The following is a 19,475-nucleotide window of genomic DNA, read 5'->3' on the forward strand; positions in this document are numbered from 1 at the left end:
AGGTCTTTAGCTTATCAGCCCCAAAGCGCGCGCGCAGGCGGGTGAACGCCCTCTGCGTCATAGTGCAAAGGTTCAGGTCGGTCTTCTGCCAAAAGCAATGGTCCGTCAAGGTCCACCACGCGCGCGCCCTGCGCCACGATCACAGCGGGCGCCATCGCCAAAGATGTGCCGACCATACAGCCGACCATGATGCCATAGCCCTCGGCACGTGCCGCCTTGCGCAGTTCCAAAGCCTCGGTGAGCCCGCCGGTCTTGTCGAGCTTGATGTTGATCACATCATATTTGCCCTTGAGATCCGGCAGGCTCGCCCGGTCGTGACAGGACTCGTCGGCGCAGACCGGAAGGGGTCTCTCAATCTCCGCCAACATATCGTCCTGCCCCGCGGGCAAGGGCTGTTCCACAAGCTGCACGCCAAGCCGCACCAGATGCGGCGCGAGATCTGCATAGACCTCCGCAGTCCAACCCTCATTCGCATCCACGATAATCTTCGATGTCGGCGCGCCGCGACGCACGGCCTCCAGACGTGCCATGTCGTCGGGCGTGCCGAGTTTGATCTTCAACAGCGGCCGATGCGCGTGTTTGGCCGCCGAACGCTCCATCTCCTCGGGAGAGGCCAGCGACAGCGTGTAAGCCGTGATCATCGGGATGGGCGCAGGCAGGTCGAGCATCTCCCAGACGCGCTTCCCGGCCTTGGACGCCTCCAAATCCCAAAGCGCACAATCGACCGCATTGCGCGCGGCGCCTGCGGAGAGCGCCTCTTGCAAACTCGCCCGCGTGATGTTTTCGGGCAGACCTTCGATCTCGGCGGCAACACTCTCAAGGCTCTCACCATAGCGCGCATAGGGCACGCATTCGCCCCAGCCGGTCTGATCGCCCTCCGTGGCGCGCACCGTGATCACCTTGGCCTCCGTGCGCGATCCGCGCGAGATGGTGAACACTTCGGCGAGACGGAAACTCTCTGCGGCGACGGTCAGTTTGGGCATGGGATGTCCTGAATTTGGTCCGTTTCATGAAAAGGGCGCCCGAAGACGCCCCTCACTCTTAGAGCGCTGCCAAAGCATCGGCCAGACGGTCCGCACCCTGACGGAACGGATCGACGGTGGGCAGGCCCATTTCTTCTTCGACCTTGGCGAGATAGGCGAGCGCCTCCTCCTCGGACAGGTGCTGGGTGTTGATCGAAATGCCGACCACCTGACAGTCCGGGTTCGCCACTTTCGCGAGGTTCAGCGCGGTATCGCGCAGCGCCTCAAGCGACGGCAGGGAGAACCCCGGCAGGCCGCGCATATGCTCGCGGGTCGGCTCGTGGCAGAGGATCAGCGCATCCGGCTGACCGCCATGCACCAAGGCCATGGTCACGCCCGAGTAAGACACGTGGAACAGGCTGCCCTGTCCCTCGATCAGGTCCCAGTGATCCGCATCGTTGTCCGGCGTCAGATATTCGATGGAGCCCGCCATGAAATCGGCGATCACCGCATCGAGCGGCACGCCGTCGCCGGTGATCAGAATGCCGGTCTGGCCGGTGGCGCGGAAGGTGGATTTCATGCCCTTTTCGCGCATGGATTTGTCCATCGCCAGAGCCGTGTACATCTTGCCCACGGAACAATCGGTGCCGACCGCGAGGCAACGCTTGCCGCTGCGTTTCACGCCATTGGCGATCGGGTATTTCACAGAGGGGATGCGCACGTCATGCAGCGTGCGACCAAAGGTCTTGGCAACGGCCACCAAATCCTCTTCGTCGCGCAGAAGGTTGTGCAGGCCGGAGGCAATGTCGAATCCCTCTTCGAGCGCGTCGATCAGAACCTTTTTCCACGCCTGGCTGATCACGCCACCGCGGTTGGCGACTCCGATGACCAGGGTCTTGGCGCCCGCCTCTTTCGCGGCTTTCAAATCCATATCCGGCAGCTTCATATCGGCTTTACAGCCCTCCATGCGGAACTGGCCGAGGGCGAATTCAGGACGCCAATCCTTGATCCCTTGCGCCACTTTCGCAGCCAATTGGTCAGGGGCGTCGCCGAGGAAAAGAAGATACGGTGTTTCGATCATGGTGCAGCACTCCGGTTGCGTTTGTGCCAGAGTGACCGAGATTCGATGCAAGGTGCTTCGGATTTTGTGTCAGAGCGACTGACAGAATGGGAGAATATCCCGCAACAAGCCAATAAACCGGGACATAAATTTCATTGTTTAGGAAATAGGCAGTTTGAAAACTTTATTTTTCGGCAAGAGACGGGATATGCCGCAGGCGCAAAAACCTCCTTGCCACAGATCGCGCAAGATAATAACAATGCATTCGACGTTTTGGAAATATCATTGCGAGAGGAGCACCAATGTCCTTCCGACTCCAACCCACCCCCGTGGATCGCCCGAACCGCTGTCAGCTGTTCGGCCCAGGATCGAACACGAAACTCTTCCCGAAAATGGCCGCCTCCGCAGCGGATGTGATCAATCTCGATCTCGAAGATTCCGTGGCGCCCTCCGACAAGGACGTGGCCCGCGCCAATATCATCGAGGCGATCAACACGATTGATTGGGGCAAGAAAACCCTCGCCGTCCGCATCAACTCGCTCGACACGCCCTATTGGTATCGCGATGTCGTGGACCTCTTGGAACAGGCGGGCGAGCGGCTCGATCAGATCATGATCCCGAAGGTGGGCTGCGCCGAAGACATCTATGCGGTCGACGCGCTGGTCACCGCCATCGAGCGCGCCAAGGGCCGCACGAAAAAGATCAATTTCGAAGTCATCATCGAATCCGCCGCCGGCATCGCCCATGTCGAAGAGATCGCAGCCAGCTCTCCGCGTCTCGTGGCCATGAGCCTTGGGGCGGCGGATTTCGCGGCCTCGATGGGCATGCAAACCACCGGCATCGGCGGCACGCAGGAGAATTACTACATGCTGCACGGCGACACCCGGCATTACTCCGACCCGTGGCATTGGGCACAGGCCGCCATCGTCGCCGCCTGTCGCACCCACGGCGTGCTGCCGGTCGATGGTCCCTTTGGCGATTTCTCCGATGACGAAGGCTACAGGGCACAGGCGCGGCGTTCCGCGACGCTTGGCATGGTCGGCAAATGGGCGATCCACCCGAAACAGATCGCGCTCGCCAATGAGGTGTTCACCCCGTCCGAGGAGGCCGTCACCGAAGCCCGCGAAATCCTTGCCGCCATGGAACAGGCCAAGGCGAATGGCGAAGGCGCCACCGTGTACAAAGGCCGACTGGTCGATATTGCGTCGATCAAACAAGCCGAAGTCATCGTGGCCCAGTCCGAGTTGATCGCGAACAGCTAATCCCCTCCGTTAATCCCCTCCGTCCGTGCGGGGAGGCACGGTCGTTGAGGTGAGAACGCCCCGAGGCACAGGCATCGGGGCGTTTCTTTTAGCTGATCGGCGCGCAGATCAGCGTCACCAACTCCTCCGGGGAAGTGTCCATCGGCGTATTCTCGTAGATCTCGAACGGCGGACCATCGCGCGGCTCCTCACCACTTTCGGGCAACCATTTGCCGTAGAGGTAATCATAGGCCTGACGCAGCCCGGTATAGGGCCCGACATGACGCAGCACGGCATAGCGTCCGCCCGAGAGTGCGAAGGGTTCGAGCGGCGGCTCAAGCGTCGCGTCCCCCGTCAGGATGAACCCCGCCATGCTTTGCATCTCTTCAACCGGCACCTCACCGGGGTTGGAAAAATACACCCCGACCATCGGCCCAAGCACCGGCCCCATCCCCCGCGACAGGGCGGTTTTGGCAGCCACTTCGAACGCCTGTCCGATCTCCATATAATCGCCTTTATGGGCAACACCCGCGAAAGGCGCAGGTGCCCGGTCGTCGATCGTGATCTCATACATAACGTAGTCTCCTTTTTCCGTGAGCCGCAGAGGCGGCATGTCGACGCCGCGCGCCCGAAAGGCGGTGGGCGTCAGTCCAAAGGCATCCTGAAAAGCACGGGCGAAACTGCGCGGATTAGGATAGCCGCAAAGCTGCGCGATGCACTCGATCTCATCTTCGCCGCGCACCAGAAGATGCGAGGCCTTGTAAAGCCGCACCCGCCGGATGAACCCCGCCACCGTCTCGCCGGTCATCGCCGAAAACACCCGATGGAAATGAAACCGGGACAAGGCCGCGACATCCGCCAAAGTGTCGAGCGAAAGATCGCCATCGAGATGGGCATAGACATAGTCCAAAACCCGCAAGAGCCGATCTTCATAAGCGTGCCGCACCATTTTTGCCGTTTCCTTTCAACATGTCCTTGGTGGGAGAGATACCGTTTCAGCAGATCACAAATCTTGCTGAGTTGCACCCGCGCGCGAAAATAGCCATATACGGGGTCGAAACCGTTCGGAGGTCCGCATGACTCACTATCTCGAATTCGAAAAACCCTTGGCCGAGATCGAGGGCAAAGCCGAAGAATTGCGTGCCTTGGCCCGCAGCAACGAAGAGATGGACGTCGAAAAAGAAGCCGCCGCTTTGGACAAGAAAGCCGCGGATATGCTCAAGGATCTGTACAAGGGTCTGACGCCCTGGCGCAAATGTCAGGTCGCGCGCCACCCCGACCGGCCGCATTGCAAGGACTATATCGAGGCGCTGTTCACCGAATATACGCCGCTGGCCGGCGACCGGAACTTTGCCGATGATCACGCTGTCATGGGTGGCCTGGCGCGGTTTAACGATCAGCCCGTGGTGGTGATCGGTCAGGAAAAAGGCCATGACACCAAATCCCGCATCGAACGCAATTTCGGCATGGCCCGCCCCGAGGGCTATCGCAAAGCCATCCGCTTGATGGATCTGGCGGATCGTTTTGGCCTGCCTGTGATTGCGCTTGTCGACACCCCCGGCGCCTATCCGGGCAAGGGCGCAGAAGAGCGCGGACAGTCGGAGGCCATCGCGCAATCCACCGCGAAATGTCTCAAACTGAAAGTGCCGATGATTTCCGTGATTATTGGCGAGGGCGGCTCTGGTGGCGCGGTTGCATTCGCGTCGTCCAACAAGCTCGCGATGCTCGAACATTCGGTCTACTCGGTGATTTCGCCGGAGGGCTGTGCCTCGATCCTCTGGAAAGACGCCGAGAAAATGCGCGAGGCCGCCGAAGCGCTGCGCCTGACCGCACAGGATTTGCAGAAACTCGGTGTGATCGACCAGATCATCCCCGAACCGCTGGGCGGCGCGCAACGCGACCGTGAGGCGACGATTGCCGCCGTCGGCAAAGCGATCGAAGCCATGCTCGCCCCGCTGCAAAAGAAAAAGCCGGAGACCATCCTCAAGGACCGTCGCAAGAAGTTCCTTGAGATGGGGTCGAAGGGTCTGGCTGCGTAAGGCTCATTTTTGAGTATTTGATCTGCAATGAAGAGGCCGTGCGAGAAGCGCGGCCTTTTTTACCACATGCTTTTTGCGGCGCGTTCGGGCCAGTCCTCGTCATAGGCTTTGCCACCGACCCGGCCTTCGGTGAGAGCCGCAAGGATTTGTCCGACGCTCGGCAGGCCCTCGCTGTCGTCGCGCCCGTCCCAAAGCCCGGCTCGCATCAGGGCGCGGGCGCATTGGGTGTAAATCTCCTTGATTTCAAAGACGATGACGGAGCGCGGATGTTTGCCATTCACGTCAAAGGACTGGCGCAGCTCGTCGTCCAGCGTCACGAAAGCGCGCCCGTTGATCCGCACCACATTGTTCGAGCCGGACACAAAGAGCATGAGAGAGGCGCGCGGGTCGCGGACGATGTTGCGCAGACTGTCGATGCGATTGTTGCCCATCCAGTCGGGCAGCACGAGCGTGCCGGGGTCCAATTCGCGCAGCACCGGATCTTTGTCGCCGCGCGGTGTGGCGTCCGTGCCCTCGGGGCCGACAGTGGAGAGGATGCAAAAGCGGCAGCGTTCGAGCCAGACACGAAACTCCGGCGTCATGCGGCGCGCGATCTTGTCGGTGGCGGCAGGCCCCGGCGTGCCATAAAGGGCTTCAAGATCGGAGATGTCTGTGACAGGTTTCATCATGCCCTCCATTTAGCCCGACAAGATCACTGATCTATGACGTTTTGACCGAAACCTCGAATCCAGCCTCGGACATCAACCGATCCGAGGCGCTTTCAACGGTGGTCTCCAGTTCCGCCATCACCTCTTTCATCTCGCGACCCGCCTCGATCCGGGGCAGAAATTCCACCACAGCAAGGCCCGGTTTGCGATAGATGCCATGGCGCGGCCAGAACACGCCCACATTGGTGGCAGCAGGCACAAGCGGCTGTCCGGTCTGTTCATAGAGCACGCCGGTGCCGATTTTATACGGCAGATGCGCGCCCGCCGCGACACGGGTGCCTTGTGGGAAAATGATCAGCTGACCGGGCAGAGAGGCGCCTGATTTCACGTCCGCGATCATCTTTTTGATCGCCTGACCACGTTTACCACGATCCACGGCAACGCAGCCGATGCGCTTGGCGTAATAGCCCACGATGGGGGTCCATACGAGTTGCTTTTTCATGATGAATTTCGGACGCGGCACCGCCGAGACAATCAGGATGATGTCGAAAAAGCTCTGGTGTTTCGCGCCGATCAGCACCTCGTCGGTGGGCACGTCGCCCCGGATTTCGGACTTGAGACCCACGAGAAAACGCGCGGACAGGCGCACCCAGTGGCAATAGGTCCAGCAGGCCAGATAGGCATATTCGCGTTTGAGGATGGCCAGAGGCGTGAAGACAATCGCCAAAAGGGCCATCGCCAGATACATCTGGATCACGAAGATCAGGGACAAAATCCACTGGATCGGATAGGGCATCACATGAGCCTTCTCAGGGTTTGGGTTGCGGCGACCCGCGTGGCCACAAAGGCCACGAGCGCGGCCAGAGCGGGGATCAACAGGGGCCAGAGCCATTGCATCCCGGAAAAGCCGAGACCCGTCAAGAAGCCACCCGCTTCATCAGCGCTTGGCAAAAGTGCGATGGCGATCATACCAAAGAACGTGCCTATCACAGCGCCAGAAAACCCACGGAAGGTAAAGCGACGCACAAAGGCGCTGGCGATGAAGCGATCCGTGGCGCCGACGAGACGCAGGGTGCGGATCACCTGCGCCGTAGCGGCCAGAGCGGCGTTCGCGGCCAGAGTGATCATGCCACCGGTGACGCCCGCGATCAACAAAAGGGACACCACGCCCAAAAGGCGCAGACGCTCGGCAGCGTGCACCAGAGGGCGTCGCCAACGGGTGTGATCGTCGAGCACGGCCCCCGGCGCTTCGCCCGCCAGACGCAAACGCAGGCCTTCGGCATCGAAACCATCGGAAGTCTCCTGAACATCGATCAACACCGGCAAAGACAGCGTGTCGAGCGGCAGATCGGGACCGAACCAGGGCTCCAACAGGGCGGTCTCTTCCTCGGCGGTCAAGAGCCGCGCTTCACGCACGCCCGGTGTGGTGTCCAAGACCTTGAGGGCGGCGGCGGTTTGCGCCTCGATCTGATCGGCGGGAGCGGAAATGCGCACGGTAGACCCGCGCGCCAACTCGGTGCCCCAGCGATCTGCCAAACGCCCCGTCGCCATAGACAAGGCCAGCGCAAAGACCGCGAGAAAGGCCATGGCCGCCGCCGTGATCACGGTCAGCTGCGCGGTAAAACCGGAAGGCGGCACCACGCGACCCGAGGTCGTTTCGGTAAAATTCAGAAAGGGCAAGAGAATGGTTTTCACAGATCCGCCCCCGATTGCTGAATGCGGCGATTGGAAATCCGCAACACGCGGGCTTGCACCTGGGCCTTGGCCTGACGAATGAGGTGCAGGTCATGGGTGGCGATCACCACGGTTTTGCCCATGCGATTGAGTTCAATCAACAATTGCAACAGACGCAGGGACATCTCCCAATCGACGTTGCCGGTGGGTTCATCCGCCAAGATGATCTCCGGCGACATGATCACGGCGCGCGCAAGTGCGGCACGCTGACGTTCACCGCCGGACAATTCGGGTGGACGCGCCTTGGCTTGCTCCGACAGACCGACCCAGTTCAACAGATCGTCCAGATCCTGATCATCGCGATCGCGCCCCGACACGGAAAGCGGAAGCGCGACGTTTTCAACCAAGCTCAGATGATCGAGAAACTGGCAATCCTGATGGACAACACCGATCCGACGTCGCAACTCGGCCACCTCGTCACGTTCCATCTGGCGGGTGTCTTCGCCAAAGATCGACACGCGTCCGGCGGTGGCCTGAAGCTCGCGGTAACACAGTTTAAGAAAGGTGGTTTTCCCGGCCCCCGACGGCCCCGTCAGGAAATGAAACGACCCCGGCGCCAGCGTCAGGGACATTTCTGTCAAAAGCTCTCGCCCGCCGTAGCCGTAGCCTGCATCATGAAACTCGATCACATGTCACCTCTGCAAACCCATCCCGTTTTTTCCGCGCCGCCTCTTCGCGACAGTTTTGCCTCACCGGTCAAAACCTTTCAATGCAACTGTCGCAAAAACATGGACAATCTCCCTCTGAACGTTAAGAATTCCGAAAAACAGCGCGATTATGCTTGGGGGAGCACGCGCCTATCTGTGCGGCAGGGGAAGAAATGCGGTTAATTTGTCCCAATTGCGGAGCTCAATATGAGGTCGATGCGCGTGTCATACCTGACACGGGCCGTGACGTGCAATGTTCAAACTGCGGGCACACCTGGTTTCAGAACCCTGCGCATATGGACAACGAGCTGGCCGATGAGCTGGGCTATGAAGTCCCGCATGAGGACGACGCTCTTGACGAGAGTGCAGATGCCGCGCCGGAGGTTCCCGAGTTTGAGACGGCGCCTGACCCCTTGGCCGAAGCCGAGGAGAGAGCGACCGACATTGAGGATGCTGTCTCTGCGCTGACGCAGGCTGAAGATGAGACCGAAGACTTGCCTCAGACGGAACCAGAGCCTGAAGAAGCCCCTGAGCCGATCGGGACATCCATCGAGACAGAGAGCTTTGAGACCAACGAGATCGAAGAGGTCGAGGAACCCGTCGAACCACCGTTCGAAGAAGAAGATGAGAACGAACCCGAAGTCGCCGCGCAGCCCGGTTCCGCGCTGAAGGACAGCGTTCGTGACATCCTGCGCGCCGAGGTCGAATTCGATCAGTCCATGCGCCATAGCGAAGGTGAAACGCTGGAAACCCAACCCGATCTCGGGCTGGAAGAGCCGGCTCAGGACGCCGCCAAGAAAAGCTTGCGCGACCGCATGGCGCGTCTGCGCGGGTTGGACCCCTCGGACCCCGGCATCATCGCGGGCGGTGTCGCGGCGGCCAGCGGCAAGCGGCGCGATCTTTTGCCCGACATCGAGGAAATCAATTCGACGCTCAGCGCCGCGTCTGAGCGGGACGAAGATGGCACGGTCCCGGACGAGGACACCCGTCGCACCCGTGCCGAACGGTCCGGCTTTCGCAGCGTCTTTCTGGCGCTGGTGCTGACGGCAGTTGTCCTTGTGGTGCTCTACCTTCTCGCTCCCATGATCGCCTCCAAAGTGCCCGCACTTGCGGGCGTGATGGAGTCCTACATCATTCTGGCGAATGGATTCCGCGGCTGGCTGGATCAGCTTCTGGCCGGGGCCAGCGCGCGATTGACCGCGCTCTTGGGCCAGATCAGCGGCACCTGAGATTTCAAATCTTTAGAACTGATCGAGCAGACGGTTGAGGTAATCGCGCTCTTCCGCCGTGCGCTCACGATCCTCGGTGCGACGACGGATTTCGTCCAAAAGCTCTTCGGCGCGGCGGTACACATCCTCGCCCTCGTAAAACTCCTCATCGGACCCAAAACGCCCCGTGTCACCGGGTCTGCGCCCCAAGGGATCACGTCCCTGCGGTTCACCGCCCGAGTTGCCTTGGCCGTCTTGGCCCTCTTGATCTTGTTGCTGTTGCGCCTGTTGCTCGCCGAGCTGGCGCATGCCTTCACGCAGCGCTTCCATCGCCTCGGCCTGACCGTCGAGCGCGCCGGAGAGATCGCCCTCGCGCAGCGCCCGCTCGGCCTCTTCCATGGCACGATCCGCACGGTCCAAGGCGCCGCCGAGGCTGTCTTCGCCGCCACTTTGACCACCCGGAATGTTGCGGCGTTGCTGGCGCAGTGCATCGCGCAGGGCTTGTTGCCGTTCGGACAGCGTGCCTTGATCCCGACCAGAGCCCTCACCCTGATTTTCACCCTGGCTCTGGCCTTGGCCCTCTGAGCCACTGTCCTGACCGGACGGAGCATCTTGACCCTGCCCCTCTTGACCGGGCTGATCCTCACCAAACTGGTTTTGCAGATCGGAGAAGGTGTCGTCGTTCAGCTCCTGTTGATCGCGCAGCGTGTCTTGCAGGCCTTGCATGCCCTGATTGCCTTGGCCGCCCTGCCCCTGGCCCTGGGTCACCCGCATGTTCTCCAGCATTTCGGCCAGCATATCCATGAGCTGCTGCGCCTCGGCCATGCGGCCCTGCTCCATCAGCTCCTGAATGCGGTCCATCAATTCCTGCAACTGATCCTGGGTGATCTGTTGGCCTTGGTCCTGCCCCTGATCGGGCATATCCGTGCCGTCTTCTTCGGGACCCTGCTGTTCGGCGAGTTGTTGCATGTAATCGCGGGTCGCCTCGCGCAGCTCCTGCATCAGTTCTTCGATCTCCTCGGGCGTGGCGCCGTCGCGCATCGCTTGGCTCAGACGCTCCTGCGCACGTTGCAACCGGGCCAGCGCCTCTTTCAGCTCGCCATCTTCCAAATCGAGCGCGATGTCCCAAAGCGTCGCGGCGATCTCCTCGACCTGTTCGTCGCTCAAAAGCCCATCGCGCCCTTCGATCTGACCGATCACCTCGCGCAGGCGGATGTAGCTTGTCATCTCGTCAAACACTTCGCTGGGGTTCACCGAGACCGCGCGCAGAACCTGCGCCGCACGCGTTGCATTTTCGCGGTTCCACAACAGCTCGCGCCGCTGATCCACGATGGCCGCCGCCAACGGGTCAAAGAACCGCCGCGTCGGCAGGACGCTCTCCGCGAGAGCCGCCGTGCTTTCCTGACCCGCCTCGTCCCAAGCGCTCAGCGACAGGCGCACGGGCAGCCCCGCAAAGGGATGCTGGGCGAGGTTTTCCGCGATCAGCCCCTCGATCTCATGGCGATCCCCGGTTTGCGGCAACATGACCGGCACCGAAATTTCCTCGCGCGGTTCGGGCGGCAGGACATAGCCATATTGCCTTGCGGTTGCGTCGAGATCGCGGGTGATTGTCAGGATAGCGCGGCTGATGCCGAAGTCGTCGGTGAGGCGAAACTCCTGTCGGGCTTCGCCCGAAGGGGCGCGTGTCATCGGACCAGTGAGTTCGGCCACGGGGGGCGTATCCGGCTGCAACGCCACATCCCAAAGCCGCCCGGTGGGGCCGTCAATCTCGATCTCGCCGGGCTGTTCGATTTGAAAATCAGGACGATCCGCAGGCGCATCGCCGGAGACGGTTTCGCGCAGGGTCAACACACCGTCTTCGCCATAAAACCGCAGGGTCACATCGGCGCCTTTCGGCACCTCGAAATTCGGATCGAGATCGCCCAGATAAAGCGTCGGTTTGCCGGAATAGGCAGGCGGGCGCACCCAGCCTTCCCAAATCGGCCCCATCGCGACCTCAGACCCCGTGTCGCCGAGATCGGTGACGGAGCCCATCCTCTCAAACGAGCCGAACACAAGCCCCATGCCCAGGGTCGTCAGGGCGATGAGCCTGAGCGCAAACGGGTCGCGCGGCGCAAGGTTGAGCGTCGGGGCGACGGCGCGGATCGGCGCCAGCCTTTGGATCATGCGGTTGCGGTGGGCGGTCCAGATCGCCTCAGAGGCTGCATCACCCGCGCCGACCAGCGCGTGATCGGAAAGCGCCTGCAACGGTCGCCCCGGCAGATGCGCATCGACGCGCGCCATGGCCTCTCCCTGTGCCGGGAGCCGCAGACGGCGAAGGCCGAAGACAAGAGACAGGATGAGAGCAAGGCCAAAGACGGCAATCACGACCCAAAGCGCCCCAAGCGGAAGCGCGTCTTGCACGCCCAACATGGCGAGGCCGACCGCGAACACCACGAGAGAAAACGCCGGCCAGAAAGCCTGCGCCAGACGCTCAACAACGAGCCCGGCGCCCGTCGCAAGCAGCGCAGTGGACACGCGCCGCGCGAGCGGGCGGTCGAGCGTCTCCGTCAGGTGTCGAGCTGGGTCGCGGTCAGGTTCCATACATCTCGATTCGGCGGTTCAGTTTTCGTTCGAAACACCCGCGCCGAACCGCGCAGGCGTCAGAGCCACACAGGGATGCTATCGCGATTTATCATCTCGTCATAGCTCGGACGCGGCCGGATGACAGCGAATTGATCGCCTTTCACCAGAACCTCCGGAATGAGTGGACGGGAATTATATTCCGACGCCATCACTGCGCCATAAGCCCCGGCGGACCGAAAAGCGACCAGATCGTCTTCGCTGAGCTTCGGCATGTTGCGCGCCTTGGCAAAGGTGTCGCCCGTCTCACAGACCGGACCGACGATGTCGATCGGTGCCTGTTCGGCGGCGGCCGCAGGTTCGAACACCGGAATGATGTCGTGATAAGCGTCATACATCGAGGGGCGCACAAGATCGTTCATCGCCGCGTCCACGATCAGGAAATCACGGCCCTCGCCATGTTTGAGATAGATGACGGAGGACACAAGAATGCCCGCATTGCCCGAAATCAAGCGACCAGGCTCGATCTCGATCTCGCAGCCCAGATGTCCGACGGTGCGCTGGATCATCTCACCATACTCAACGGGCAGCGGCGGCGCTTCGTTGGAGCGCTCGTAGGGAATGCCAAGCCCGCCGCCCAGATCGAGACGGCGAATGTTGTGGCCATCGGCGCGCAGTGTCTCGGTCAGCTCGGCGACCTTGGTGAAGGCCTGCTCAAAAGGCTCAAGCTGCGTCAGCTGCGAGCCGATATGCACGTCGATGCCGACCACGTCGATGCCGTCCATCTTGGCGGCGCGGGCGTAAACCTCGCGGGCCGCGGCAATCGGAATGCCGAATTTATTCTCGGATTTGCCGGTGGCGATTTTCGCGTGCGTCTTGGCGTCGACATCCGGGTTGATGCGGAGCGCGATGGGGGCTTTGACCCCCAGCGCCATAGCGACCTCATTCAGAGCCTCAAGCTCCGGTTCGCTTTCCACGTTGAACTGGCGAATACCGCCCTCCAAAGCCTGACGCATTTCGGAACGGGTTTTGCCGACGCCCGAAAACACGATGCGCTCGCCCGGAACACCCGCCGCTTTCGCCTTGAGATATTCGCCGATGGAGACCACGTCGATGCCTGCGCCTAACTCGCCCATGAGTTTGAGAACGGCGAGATTCGAGTTTGACTTCATCGCGAAACACACGAGGTGATCCATCCCAGACAGCGCCTCGTCGAAGAGGGTGAAATGCCGGGTCAGCGTGGCCGTGGAATAGACATAGAACGGCGTGCCGACCTGCGCCGCGATTTCAGACACCGGGACGTCTTCGGCGTTTAGCACGCCGTTTTTGTAGAGGAAGTGATCCATAAGAGGAGGTCTTTCGATAAGCGCGTCCGGCGCAGGAATTAATTGGCCGGGAAATGGATATTGATGGAGGTGTCCGTGTAGGAGCCGCCACGGGAATTCACACCCACGGTGGTCGACATGCCAACATCCGGCTTCACCGGCTCACCATCCACACCGCAGGCGGCCAGACCTGTCAGCATCAGCAACATCACAACACGTTTCATCCAAGCACCTCTTTCCAACGCTTGACCTGCGCGCGCACCTGAGCGGGCGCGGTCCCCCCGTAGCTTGTGCGAGAAGCGACAGAGTTTTCAACCGTCAAGACATCGTAAACGCCTGTTGTGATGGCGTCGTGAACGGATTTCATCTCATCAATGCTCAAATCCGGCAGATCGACGCCTTTTTTCTCCGCCATGGCGACAAGTGCGCCGGTGACGTGGTGCGCATCGCGGAACGGCAGCCCCGCCTCACGCACCAGCCAATCTGCAAGATCGGTCGCCGTGGAGAAACCTGAGGCGGCGGCTGCCCGCAGGTTGTCGATATTGGCGGTCATGTCAGACACCATGCCGGTCATCGCAGCGAGCGCCAGCATAAGGTTATCGGCGGCGTCGAAGACTTGCTCTTTGTCTTCCTGCATGTCCTTGGAATAGGCGAGCGGAAGCCCCTTCATCACCGTCATCAGCGCGACATTGGCGCCGAAAATGCGCCCGATCTTGGCGCGGATCAGTTCCGCGGCATCGGGGTTTTTCTTTTGCGGCATGATGGACGAGCCGGTGGAGAAGCGATCCGAGAGCGTCACAAAGCGGAACTGGGCGGAGGACCAGATCACCAGCTCTTCGGCAAAACGCGACAGGTGCATGGCGCAGATCGAAGCACAGGACAGGAACTCGAGCGCAAAATCGCGATCCGCCACGGCATCGAGAGAGTTCGCCGTCGGGCGATCAAAGCCCAGCGCCTCTGCCGTCATGTGACGGTCGATCGGGAAGCCGGTGCCTGCGAGCGCTGCAGACCCCAGCGGGCTTTCGTTCATCCGGGCGCGGGCGTCTTTAAAGCGCGACAGGTCGCGGCCCAGCATTTCGACATAGGCCATCATGTGGTGACCCCAGGTCACCGGTTGCGCCGTTTGCAGGTGGGTGAAGCCCGGCATGACCCAATCGGCACCGGCCTCGGCCTGAACGATCAGGGCACGGATCAGCGCCTCGATGCCGGAAATTGCGGCGTCGAATTGGTCACGTGTCCAGAGTTTGAAATCGGTCGCCACCTGATCGTTGCGCGAGCGCGCCGTGTGCAGACGCCCGGCGGCCTCGCCGATGATCTCTTTGAGGCGCGCTTCGACATTCATATGGATGTCTTCGAGTGCGGTGGAAAAGGTGAACTCACCCGCCTCGATCTCTGACAATACCGTGAGCAGGCCTTCCCGAATGGCCTCGGCATCGGTATCGGTAAGGATGCCCTGTTTGGCGAGCATTGCCGCATGGGCGCGTGAGCCTGCGATATCTTGGGAGGCCAGCCGTTTGTCGAAATCAATGGAGGCGTTGATGGCTTCCATGATGGCGTCAGGTCCGGCAGCGAACCGGCCGCCCCACATCGCGTTTGATTTCTTATCGGTCATGGACGTGTCCCGCATGTTGAAAAAGCTGATTGTCGCCACCCTTTATACGGCCCTGAGCCTGGGTGCAATTCCTGCCACCGCGCTTGATCTGGACGCAGTGATGGCTCTGCGCGAAGGCAGCATGCAGAAACTGGGGTTTCATTCGGAGCCGAAAGAGGTCAGCGCCCTGCCCTTTGCGGACCTCGACGGCAATGAAGAAACGCTTGCGGACTATCAGGGGCAGTATGTGCTTTTGAACTTTTGGGCCACCTGGTGCGCCCCCTGTCGCAAGGAAATGCCTGCGCTAGATGCGTTGTCTGCGGAATTCGGCGACCGCGGTCTGACCGTCCTGCCGATTGCCACAGGTCACAATCCGGTTCCTGCCCTAAAGAGTTTTTTTGAGAAGGCGGAAATCAAGACCCTCCCCCTGCGCGTCGATGCCAAAGGCGCCATGGCGCGTGAGATGGGGGTTTTGGGTCTCCCTGTCTCCATCCTGATTTCACCCGAAGGCCAAGAGATCGCGCGGATGACCGGTGATGCAGAGTGGTTTTCCCCCTCCGCTCAGGCGATCATGTCCTATGTGACGGACGCTCCGTCGTCGCATGATATTGAAGAGAGCCATTAAAGCTACGTGGCATGGCCCCCTCGACGAGGGTTTTGATTTTGTCGGCCAGTTCCAAAATGTGCTCCAACGTCTTGTCGATCTCGACATGAAATGTGTCGAGCTGATCAATGACCGGAGTCAGTGAAGCAGACTGCGTCCCAAGACGCCCTGCCTCGACACGACACAACACGCGGATCGAATCCAACCCGGTGACCAGTTGACGTAGGTCCTTGGCGGAACGTGACAAAGCGGTCACATCATTGAAAACGGACAATAAAACACTTCCCGATTCGAGCGTGTACTCATCCAGAAGCTTGGTCAGTACCTCCACCTCATGGTGAAAGCCTTCTTTTTCAGCCCCCCGTGTCATCGCTTCCGAAGCGACAGTCTTAACCTCTCGCTGAAGACGGGAGGCCGCCATCATGAACACCCCCTGATACACCCGCGCCATCACGGATTCGGCCAAGCTACGGCTTCCGTTTTCGACCCGGAAACCACCAAGATGGTTCGTCACCTCATCAGACATCAGACGGTAGTTCTGTGAAATCGCCGAAATCGGCCCACCAGCCGGCTCAAGTCGGGAGGCCACGATCCGCATGTTCGAGGGAATACCCCGGATTTTGGCAAAGGACGCGAACAGGGATTGCTGTTGCTCATCCAGAGACTTCAGGGTCGGAAGCAAGTTTTTGAGACTTTGCAGGCGACCATCCTCAGACCGTGACAAAGCTTGATCGCGGGCATGCATTTCCTGAGCGATCGCATAGGAACTGTACGCCCCATAGCTGGGAAACCCAAGGTCGCGCAATTTCGCCCGGATGGCCACCGCACTTTGTTCGGGTGTCAGGCCGTCCTCTTCTTCACATTTCAAAAATTCGGCATATGCAACCTTGGCGCTATCGAACACTTTCGACGTTGGTTTCAGGCGCACGGAAACATAGCCACCTGAGATCGGGGAAACGATGGCGTAAACCCAATAATACCGGCCATCCTTGGCACGGTTTTTGACATAGGCGCCAGTGGCCAACCCTTTTTTGATTCGTTCCCAGAATATGTAAAAAACACCCTTGGGCATATCAGGGTGACGGATGACCTTATGCGGCGCGCCGACGAGTTCATCCCAAGAATACCCGGAGATGCGCCGAAAGACCTCATTGCCGGCTGCGATCACACCACGCTCGTCCGTGCGCGAAAAGAAAAGTTCTTCGATCTCAAATGGAGCTTCGTCTTTATGTGCAGCAAAGCTGGTTGTGGAATATTGGAGCGACATGTCAGTTCCTATTGTCCTGTTTGCAACAGAGAACCAAAGCTTGCTTTCCATCTGGTTAAACCCGACGGCCCTTCACAACATTTCTCATGAAAAGCGATGCCTGCGACAGATTGACCTCAGGGGGGCTTCAGGCAAATTGCTGCGACATATTGAACCGACAATTCTACGCAAATCTAAATCATATTACGCCGATCAGCGTGCTCAGATACAAACTGCCATATATCTCAATGCTTTAGGCAATTTATAAGTTATTTACGACATTTCTTATCAAATTCGGCAATTTACCCGTCGTTATCCCAAACCGTTCAAATTCAATCCTGCAATGCGAATGCGATACAAGGTGACGGGATGAACGACTCTTTCTATGACCATAACGATTTGGGAAGCCCGCTGTCTGCAGCGATCGCGAGCCGGGATCGGAACACCATGGATATGGTCCAGGAGGCTTTGCGCAAAAAGCAGGTGATGCTGGCCTATCAACCTATCGTCCAGACCTTGCGCCCGGATCGACCTGCCTTTTACGAAGGCCTCATCCGCGTGCTCGACAAGACCGGACGCGTGATTCCCGCCCGAGAATTCATCGATGTGGCGGAAACCACCGAAACCGGCCGACAGCTCGATTGTCTTGCCCTTGAACTCGGCCTGCGAGCCCTTGACGAACATTCGGATCTGCGGCTGGCGATCAACATGTCCGCGCGCTCCATCGGCTATCCGCGCTGGAAGGAAACGCTGACGACCGGCCTGGCCAAGGGGCCAACCATTGCAGAACGGCTCATTCTTGAAATCACCGAAAGCTCAGCAATGGTGATGCCGGATATTGTGTCCGTCTTCATGTCTGACTTGCAAGCCATGGGCATCTCCTTTGCTTTGGACGATTTCGGCGCAGGCTACACGGCCTTCCGCTATCTCAAGGAATTCTATTTCGATATCGTGAAAATCGACGGCGAATTCATCCGCGGCATTGCCTCGAATCCAGACAACCAGGTGCTGACTCAGGCTCTGGTCTCTGTCGCGAAACATTTCGATATGTATACGGTCGCCGAATTCGTCGAAAACTCTGCGGACGCAGAGTATCTGACCGAAATCGGCATCGACTGTATGCAGGGTCACTATTTCGGCGCGGCGACCATCGATCCAGTTTGGCGCAATCGTGACGAACAGCGCAAAACAGGCTGAGTATAGGCGTAAAAACGGCGGCAAAGCGCCTCAGAGCCCCGATGAAGGTTGATTGTGCTGCGCGCGCAGCATAGACCTGACGCGGGGAGTCGAGCAACTTTGTTGCAAATTTCACGCCCTTTGGGCAATCTCCCCTTAAAACAATGGGAGAGAGATTGTCACCATGACCAACGTCGTTATCGCATCCGCAGCACGGACCGCCGTCGGAAGTTTTTCCGGTTCCTTCGCCAACACCCCGGCCCATGAGCTGGGCGCTTGCGTCCTTGAGGCGCTTGTTGCCCGTGCAGGCATCGAAAAGGGGGAAGTGTCCGAAACCATTCTCGGCCAGGTTTTGACCGCTGGTCAGGGCCAGAACCCGGCGCGCCAAGCGCATATCAACGCTGGCCTGCCGCAAGAATCGGCCGCGTGGAGCATCAATCAGGTCTGTGGCTCCGGCCTGCGCACCATCGCTCTCGCCGCACAGCACATTATGCTTGGGGATGCAGAGATCGTCTGCGCGGGTGGTCAGGAAAACATGTCCCTCTCCCCCCATGTCGCCAACCTGCGCGCGGGTCACAAGATGGGCGATATGAAGTTCATCGATTCGATGATCAAGGACGGCCTTTGGGATGCGTTCAACGGCTATCACATGGGGATCACCGCCGAGAACGTCGCCAACCAATGGCAGATTTCCCGCGAAATGCAGGATGAATTCGCTCTCGCCTCACAAAACAAAGCCGAAGCCGCTCAAAAAGCCGGCAAATTTGCAGATGAGATCACGCCCTTCACCGTGAAAACCCGCAAAGGCGAAACCACCGTCGACCAAGACGAATACATCCGCCACGGCGCCACCATTGAAAACATGCAGAAACTGCGCCCCGCCTTCGATCGCGACGGCTCGGTCACCGCAGGCAACGCCTCCGGCATCAACGATGGCGCCGCCGGTGCGCTTTTGATGTCGGCTGAGAACGCCGAGAAACGTGGCATCAAACCGCTCGCCCGCATCGCGTCCTACGCCACCGCCGGTCTCGATCCGTCGATCATGGGTGTCGGGCCGATCTTTGCCTCCCGCAAGGCGCTCGAGAAAGCCGGCTGGAAAGCCGAAGATCTGGATCTCGTCGAGGCCAACGAAGCCTTTGCGGCTCAGGCCTGTGCCGTGAACAAGGATATGGGGTGGGACCCGGCCATCGTGAACGTCAACGGCGGGGCTATCGCCATCGGTCACCCGATCGGAGCCTCCGGCGCGCGCATTCTCAACACTCTGCTCTTTGAAATGCAGCGCCGCGACGCCAAGAAAGGCCTCGCCACGCTCTGCATCGGTGGCGGCATGGGTGTGGCCGTCTGCCTCGAGCGCGATTGATTTTGAGGGGGCCGTCATGGCCCCTTCATCCAGCCTCGCTATGTGAGGCTGGATGAAGCGTTGAAAATATTCT

General features: G+C 59.9%; 18 protein-coding genes and 1 pseudogene. 7 read left to right on the forward strand and 12 right to left on the reverse strand.

Annotated features, from left to right (window positions below; genetic code table 11):
• Nucleotides 1-14: 14 nt before the first annotated feature.
• Together dgcA and dgcN are read right to left on the reverse strand one after the other, a co-directional pair.
• The gene (gene dgcA / locus HCZ23_RS15640; RefSeq protein ID WP_167602679.1) at nt 15-983 is read right to left on the reverse strand and encodes an N-acetyl-D-Glu racemase DgcA; all 969 of its coding nucleotides are present in this window, start codon (nt 981-983) and stop codon (nt 15-17) included.
• A gap of 58 nt (nt 984-1,041) precedes the next feature.
• Nucleotides 1,042-2,043 carry an N-acetyltransferase DgcN gene (dgcN, locus tag HCZ23_RS15645; RefSeq protein WP_167602680.1) on the reverse strand — a complete coding sequence of 334 codons (1,002 nt, stop codon included), beginning with the start codon at nt 2,041-2,043 and terminating at the stop codon, nt 1,042-1,044.
• Between the two features lie 281 nt (nt 2,044-2,324).
• Here dgcN and HCZ23_RS15650 point away from each other — a divergent pair, with 281 nt between their 5' ends.
• Nucleotides 2,325-3,284 carry an L-malyl-CoA/beta-methylmalyl-CoA lyase gene (locus tag HCZ23_RS15650; protein ID WP_066702574.1) on the forward strand — a complete coding sequence of 320 codons (960 nt, stop codon included), beginning with the start codon at nt 2,325-2,327 and terminating at the stop codon, nt 3,282-3,284.
• A gap of 88 nt (nt 3,285-3,372) precedes the next feature.
• On the opposite strand, the gene HCZ23_RS15655 is transcribed toward HCZ23_RS15650, so the two are convergent.
• A complete protein-coding gene (locus tag HCZ23_RS15655) occupies nt 3,373-4,212 on the reverse strand; it encodes a GyrI-like domain-containing protein (RefSeq protein WP_217703230.1) in 840 nt (279 codons plus the stop codon).
• Between the two features lie 127 nt (nt 4,213-4,339).
• On the opposite strand from HCZ23_RS15655, the gene HCZ23_RS15660 reads away from it, so the two are divergent.
• Nucleotides 4,340-5,302, forward strand: a complete 963-nt coding sequence (locus HCZ23_RS15660) for an acetyl-CoA carboxylase carboxyltransferase subunit alpha (protein WP_167602681.1) — start codon at nt 4,340-4,342, stop codon at nt 5,300-5,302.
• A gap of 59 nt (nt 5,303-5,361) precedes the next feature.
• Here the strand turns inward: HCZ23_RS15660 and HCZ23_RS15665 are convergent, their stop codons facing one another.
• From HCZ23_RS15665 to HCZ23_RS15680, 4 genes are read right to left on the reverse strand one after another with little or no spacing between them, the layout of a single operon-like run.
• Nucleotides 5,362-5,967, reverse strand: a complete 606-nt coding sequence (locus HCZ23_RS15665) for a pyridoxamine 5'-phosphate oxidase family protein (RefSeq protein ID WP_167602682.1) — start codon at nt 5,965-5,967, stop codon at nt 5,362-5,364.
• Between the two features lie 34 nt (nt 5,968-6,001).
• Nucleotides 6,002-6,745, reverse strand: a complete 744-nt coding sequence (locus HCZ23_RS15670) for a 1-acyl-sn-glycerol-3-phosphate acyltransferase (protein ID WP_167602683.1) — start codon at nt 6,743-6,745, stop codon at nt 6,002-6,004.
• Entirely contained in the window at nt 6,745-7,644 is a 900-nt protein-coding gene (locus tag HCZ23_RS15675) for an FtsX-like permease family protein (RefSeq protein WP_167602684.1), read from the reverse strand. The genes HCZ23_RS15670 and HCZ23_RS15675 overlap by 1 nt, the downstream gene beginning before the upstream one ends.
• Nucleotides 7,641-8,312 (reverse strand): ATP-binding cassette domain-containing protein, encoded by a 672-nt coding sequence (locus HCZ23_RS15680; RefSeq protein ID WP_167602685.1) that lies wholly within the window; start codon nt 8,310-8,312, stop codon nt 7,641-7,643. Before HCZ23_RS15680 ends, HCZ23_RS15675 begins: the two co-directional genes overlap by 4 nt.
• A gap of 191 nt (nt 8,313-8,503) precedes the next feature.
• Between HCZ23_RS15680 and HCZ23_RS18360 the strand changes: the two are divergent.
• Both HCZ23_RS18360 and HCZ23_RS15685 read left to right on the forward strand, forming a co-directional pair.
• A pseudogene (locus HCZ23_RS18360) lies at nt 8,504-8,599 on the forward strand (zinc-ribbon domain-containing protein); the annotation flags it as partial.
• Nucleotides 8,600-8,626: 27 nt separating this feature from the next.
• Nucleotides 8,627-9,559, forward strand: coding sequence for a hypothetical protein (locus HCZ23_RS15685; protein WP_254870338.1), 933 nt, complete (start codon nt 8,627-8,629; stop codon nt 9,557-9,559).
• Between the two features lie 12 nt (nt 9,560-9,571).
• Here HCZ23_RS15685 and HCZ23_RS15690 read toward each other — a convergent pair whose 3' ends face one another.
• Genes HCZ23_RS15690 through argH form a run of 4 tightly spaced genes read right to left on the reverse strand, consistent with a single transcriptional unit; the run spans nt 9,572 to nt 15,037 of the window.
• Entirely contained in the window at nt 9,572-12,121 is a 2,550-nt protein-coding gene (locus HCZ23_RS15690) for a DUF4175 domain-containing protein (RefSeq protein ID WP_167602687.1), read from the reverse strand.
• A 59-nt stretch (nt 12,122-12,180) separates the two neighbouring features.
• Complete coding sequence (lysA, locus tag HCZ23_RS15695) at nt 12,181-13,446, reverse strand: diaminopimelate decarboxylase (protein WP_167602688.1); 1,266 nt, start codon at nt 13,444-13,446, stop codon at nt 12,181-12,183.
• 38 nt (nt 13,447-13,484) lie between these two features.
• Complete coding sequence (locus HCZ23_RS15700) at nt 13,485-13,649, reverse strand: hypothetical protein (protein ID WP_167602689.1); 165 nt, start codon at nt 13,647-13,649, stop codon at nt 13,485-13,487.
• On the reverse strand, nt 13,646-15,037 hold the full coding sequence (gene argH, locus HCZ23_RS15705) for an argininosuccinate lyase (protein WP_167602690.1): 1,392 nt from the start codon (nt 15,035-15,037) through the stop codon (nt 13,646-13,648). Before argH ends, HCZ23_RS15700 begins: the two co-directional genes overlap by 4 nt.
• A gap of 13 nt (nt 15,038-15,050) precedes the next feature.
• Between argH and HCZ23_RS15710 the strand changes: the two genes are divergently transcribed.
• On the forward strand, nt 15,051-15,641 hold the full coding sequence (locus HCZ23_RS15710) for a TlpA disulfide reductase family protein (protein ID WP_167602691.1): 591 nt from the start codon (nt 15,051-15,053) through the stop codon (nt 15,639-15,641).
• On the opposite strand, the gene HCZ23_RS15715 is transcribed toward HCZ23_RS15710, so the two are convergent.
• Complete coding sequence (locus HCZ23_RS15715; protein ID WP_167602692.1) at nt 15,586-16,938, reverse strand: PAS domain-containing protein; 1,353 nt, start codon at nt 16,936-16,938, stop codon at nt 15,586-15,588. The genes HCZ23_RS15710 and HCZ23_RS15715 overlap by 56 nt on opposite strands.
• A 297-nt stretch (nt 16,939-17,235) precedes the next feature.
• Here HCZ23_RS15715 and HCZ23_RS15720 point away from each other — a divergent pair, with 297 nt between their 5' ends.
• Both HCZ23_RS15720 and HCZ23_RS15725 read left to right on the forward strand, forming a co-directional pair.
• Complete coding sequence (locus HCZ23_RS15720; protein WP_167602693.1) at nt 17,236-18,063, forward strand: EAL domain-containing protein; 828 nt, start codon at nt 17,236-17,238, stop codon at nt 18,061-18,063.
• Between the two features lie 163 nt (nt 18,064-18,226).
• Nucleotides 18,227-19,402: an acetyl-CoA C-acetyltransferase gene (locus HCZ23_RS15725; RefSeq protein WP_167602694.1), complete on the forward strand. Its 1,176-nt coding sequence runs from the start codon at nt 18,227-18,229 to the stop codon at nt 19,400-19,402.
• Nucleotides 19,403-19,475 lie beyond the last annotated feature (73 nt).

It is taken from the genome of Celeribacter sp. HF31 (assembly GCF_011806455.1).
GTDB lineage: Bacteria > Pseudomonadota > Alphaproteobacteria > Rhodobacterales > Rhodobacteraceae > Celeribacter.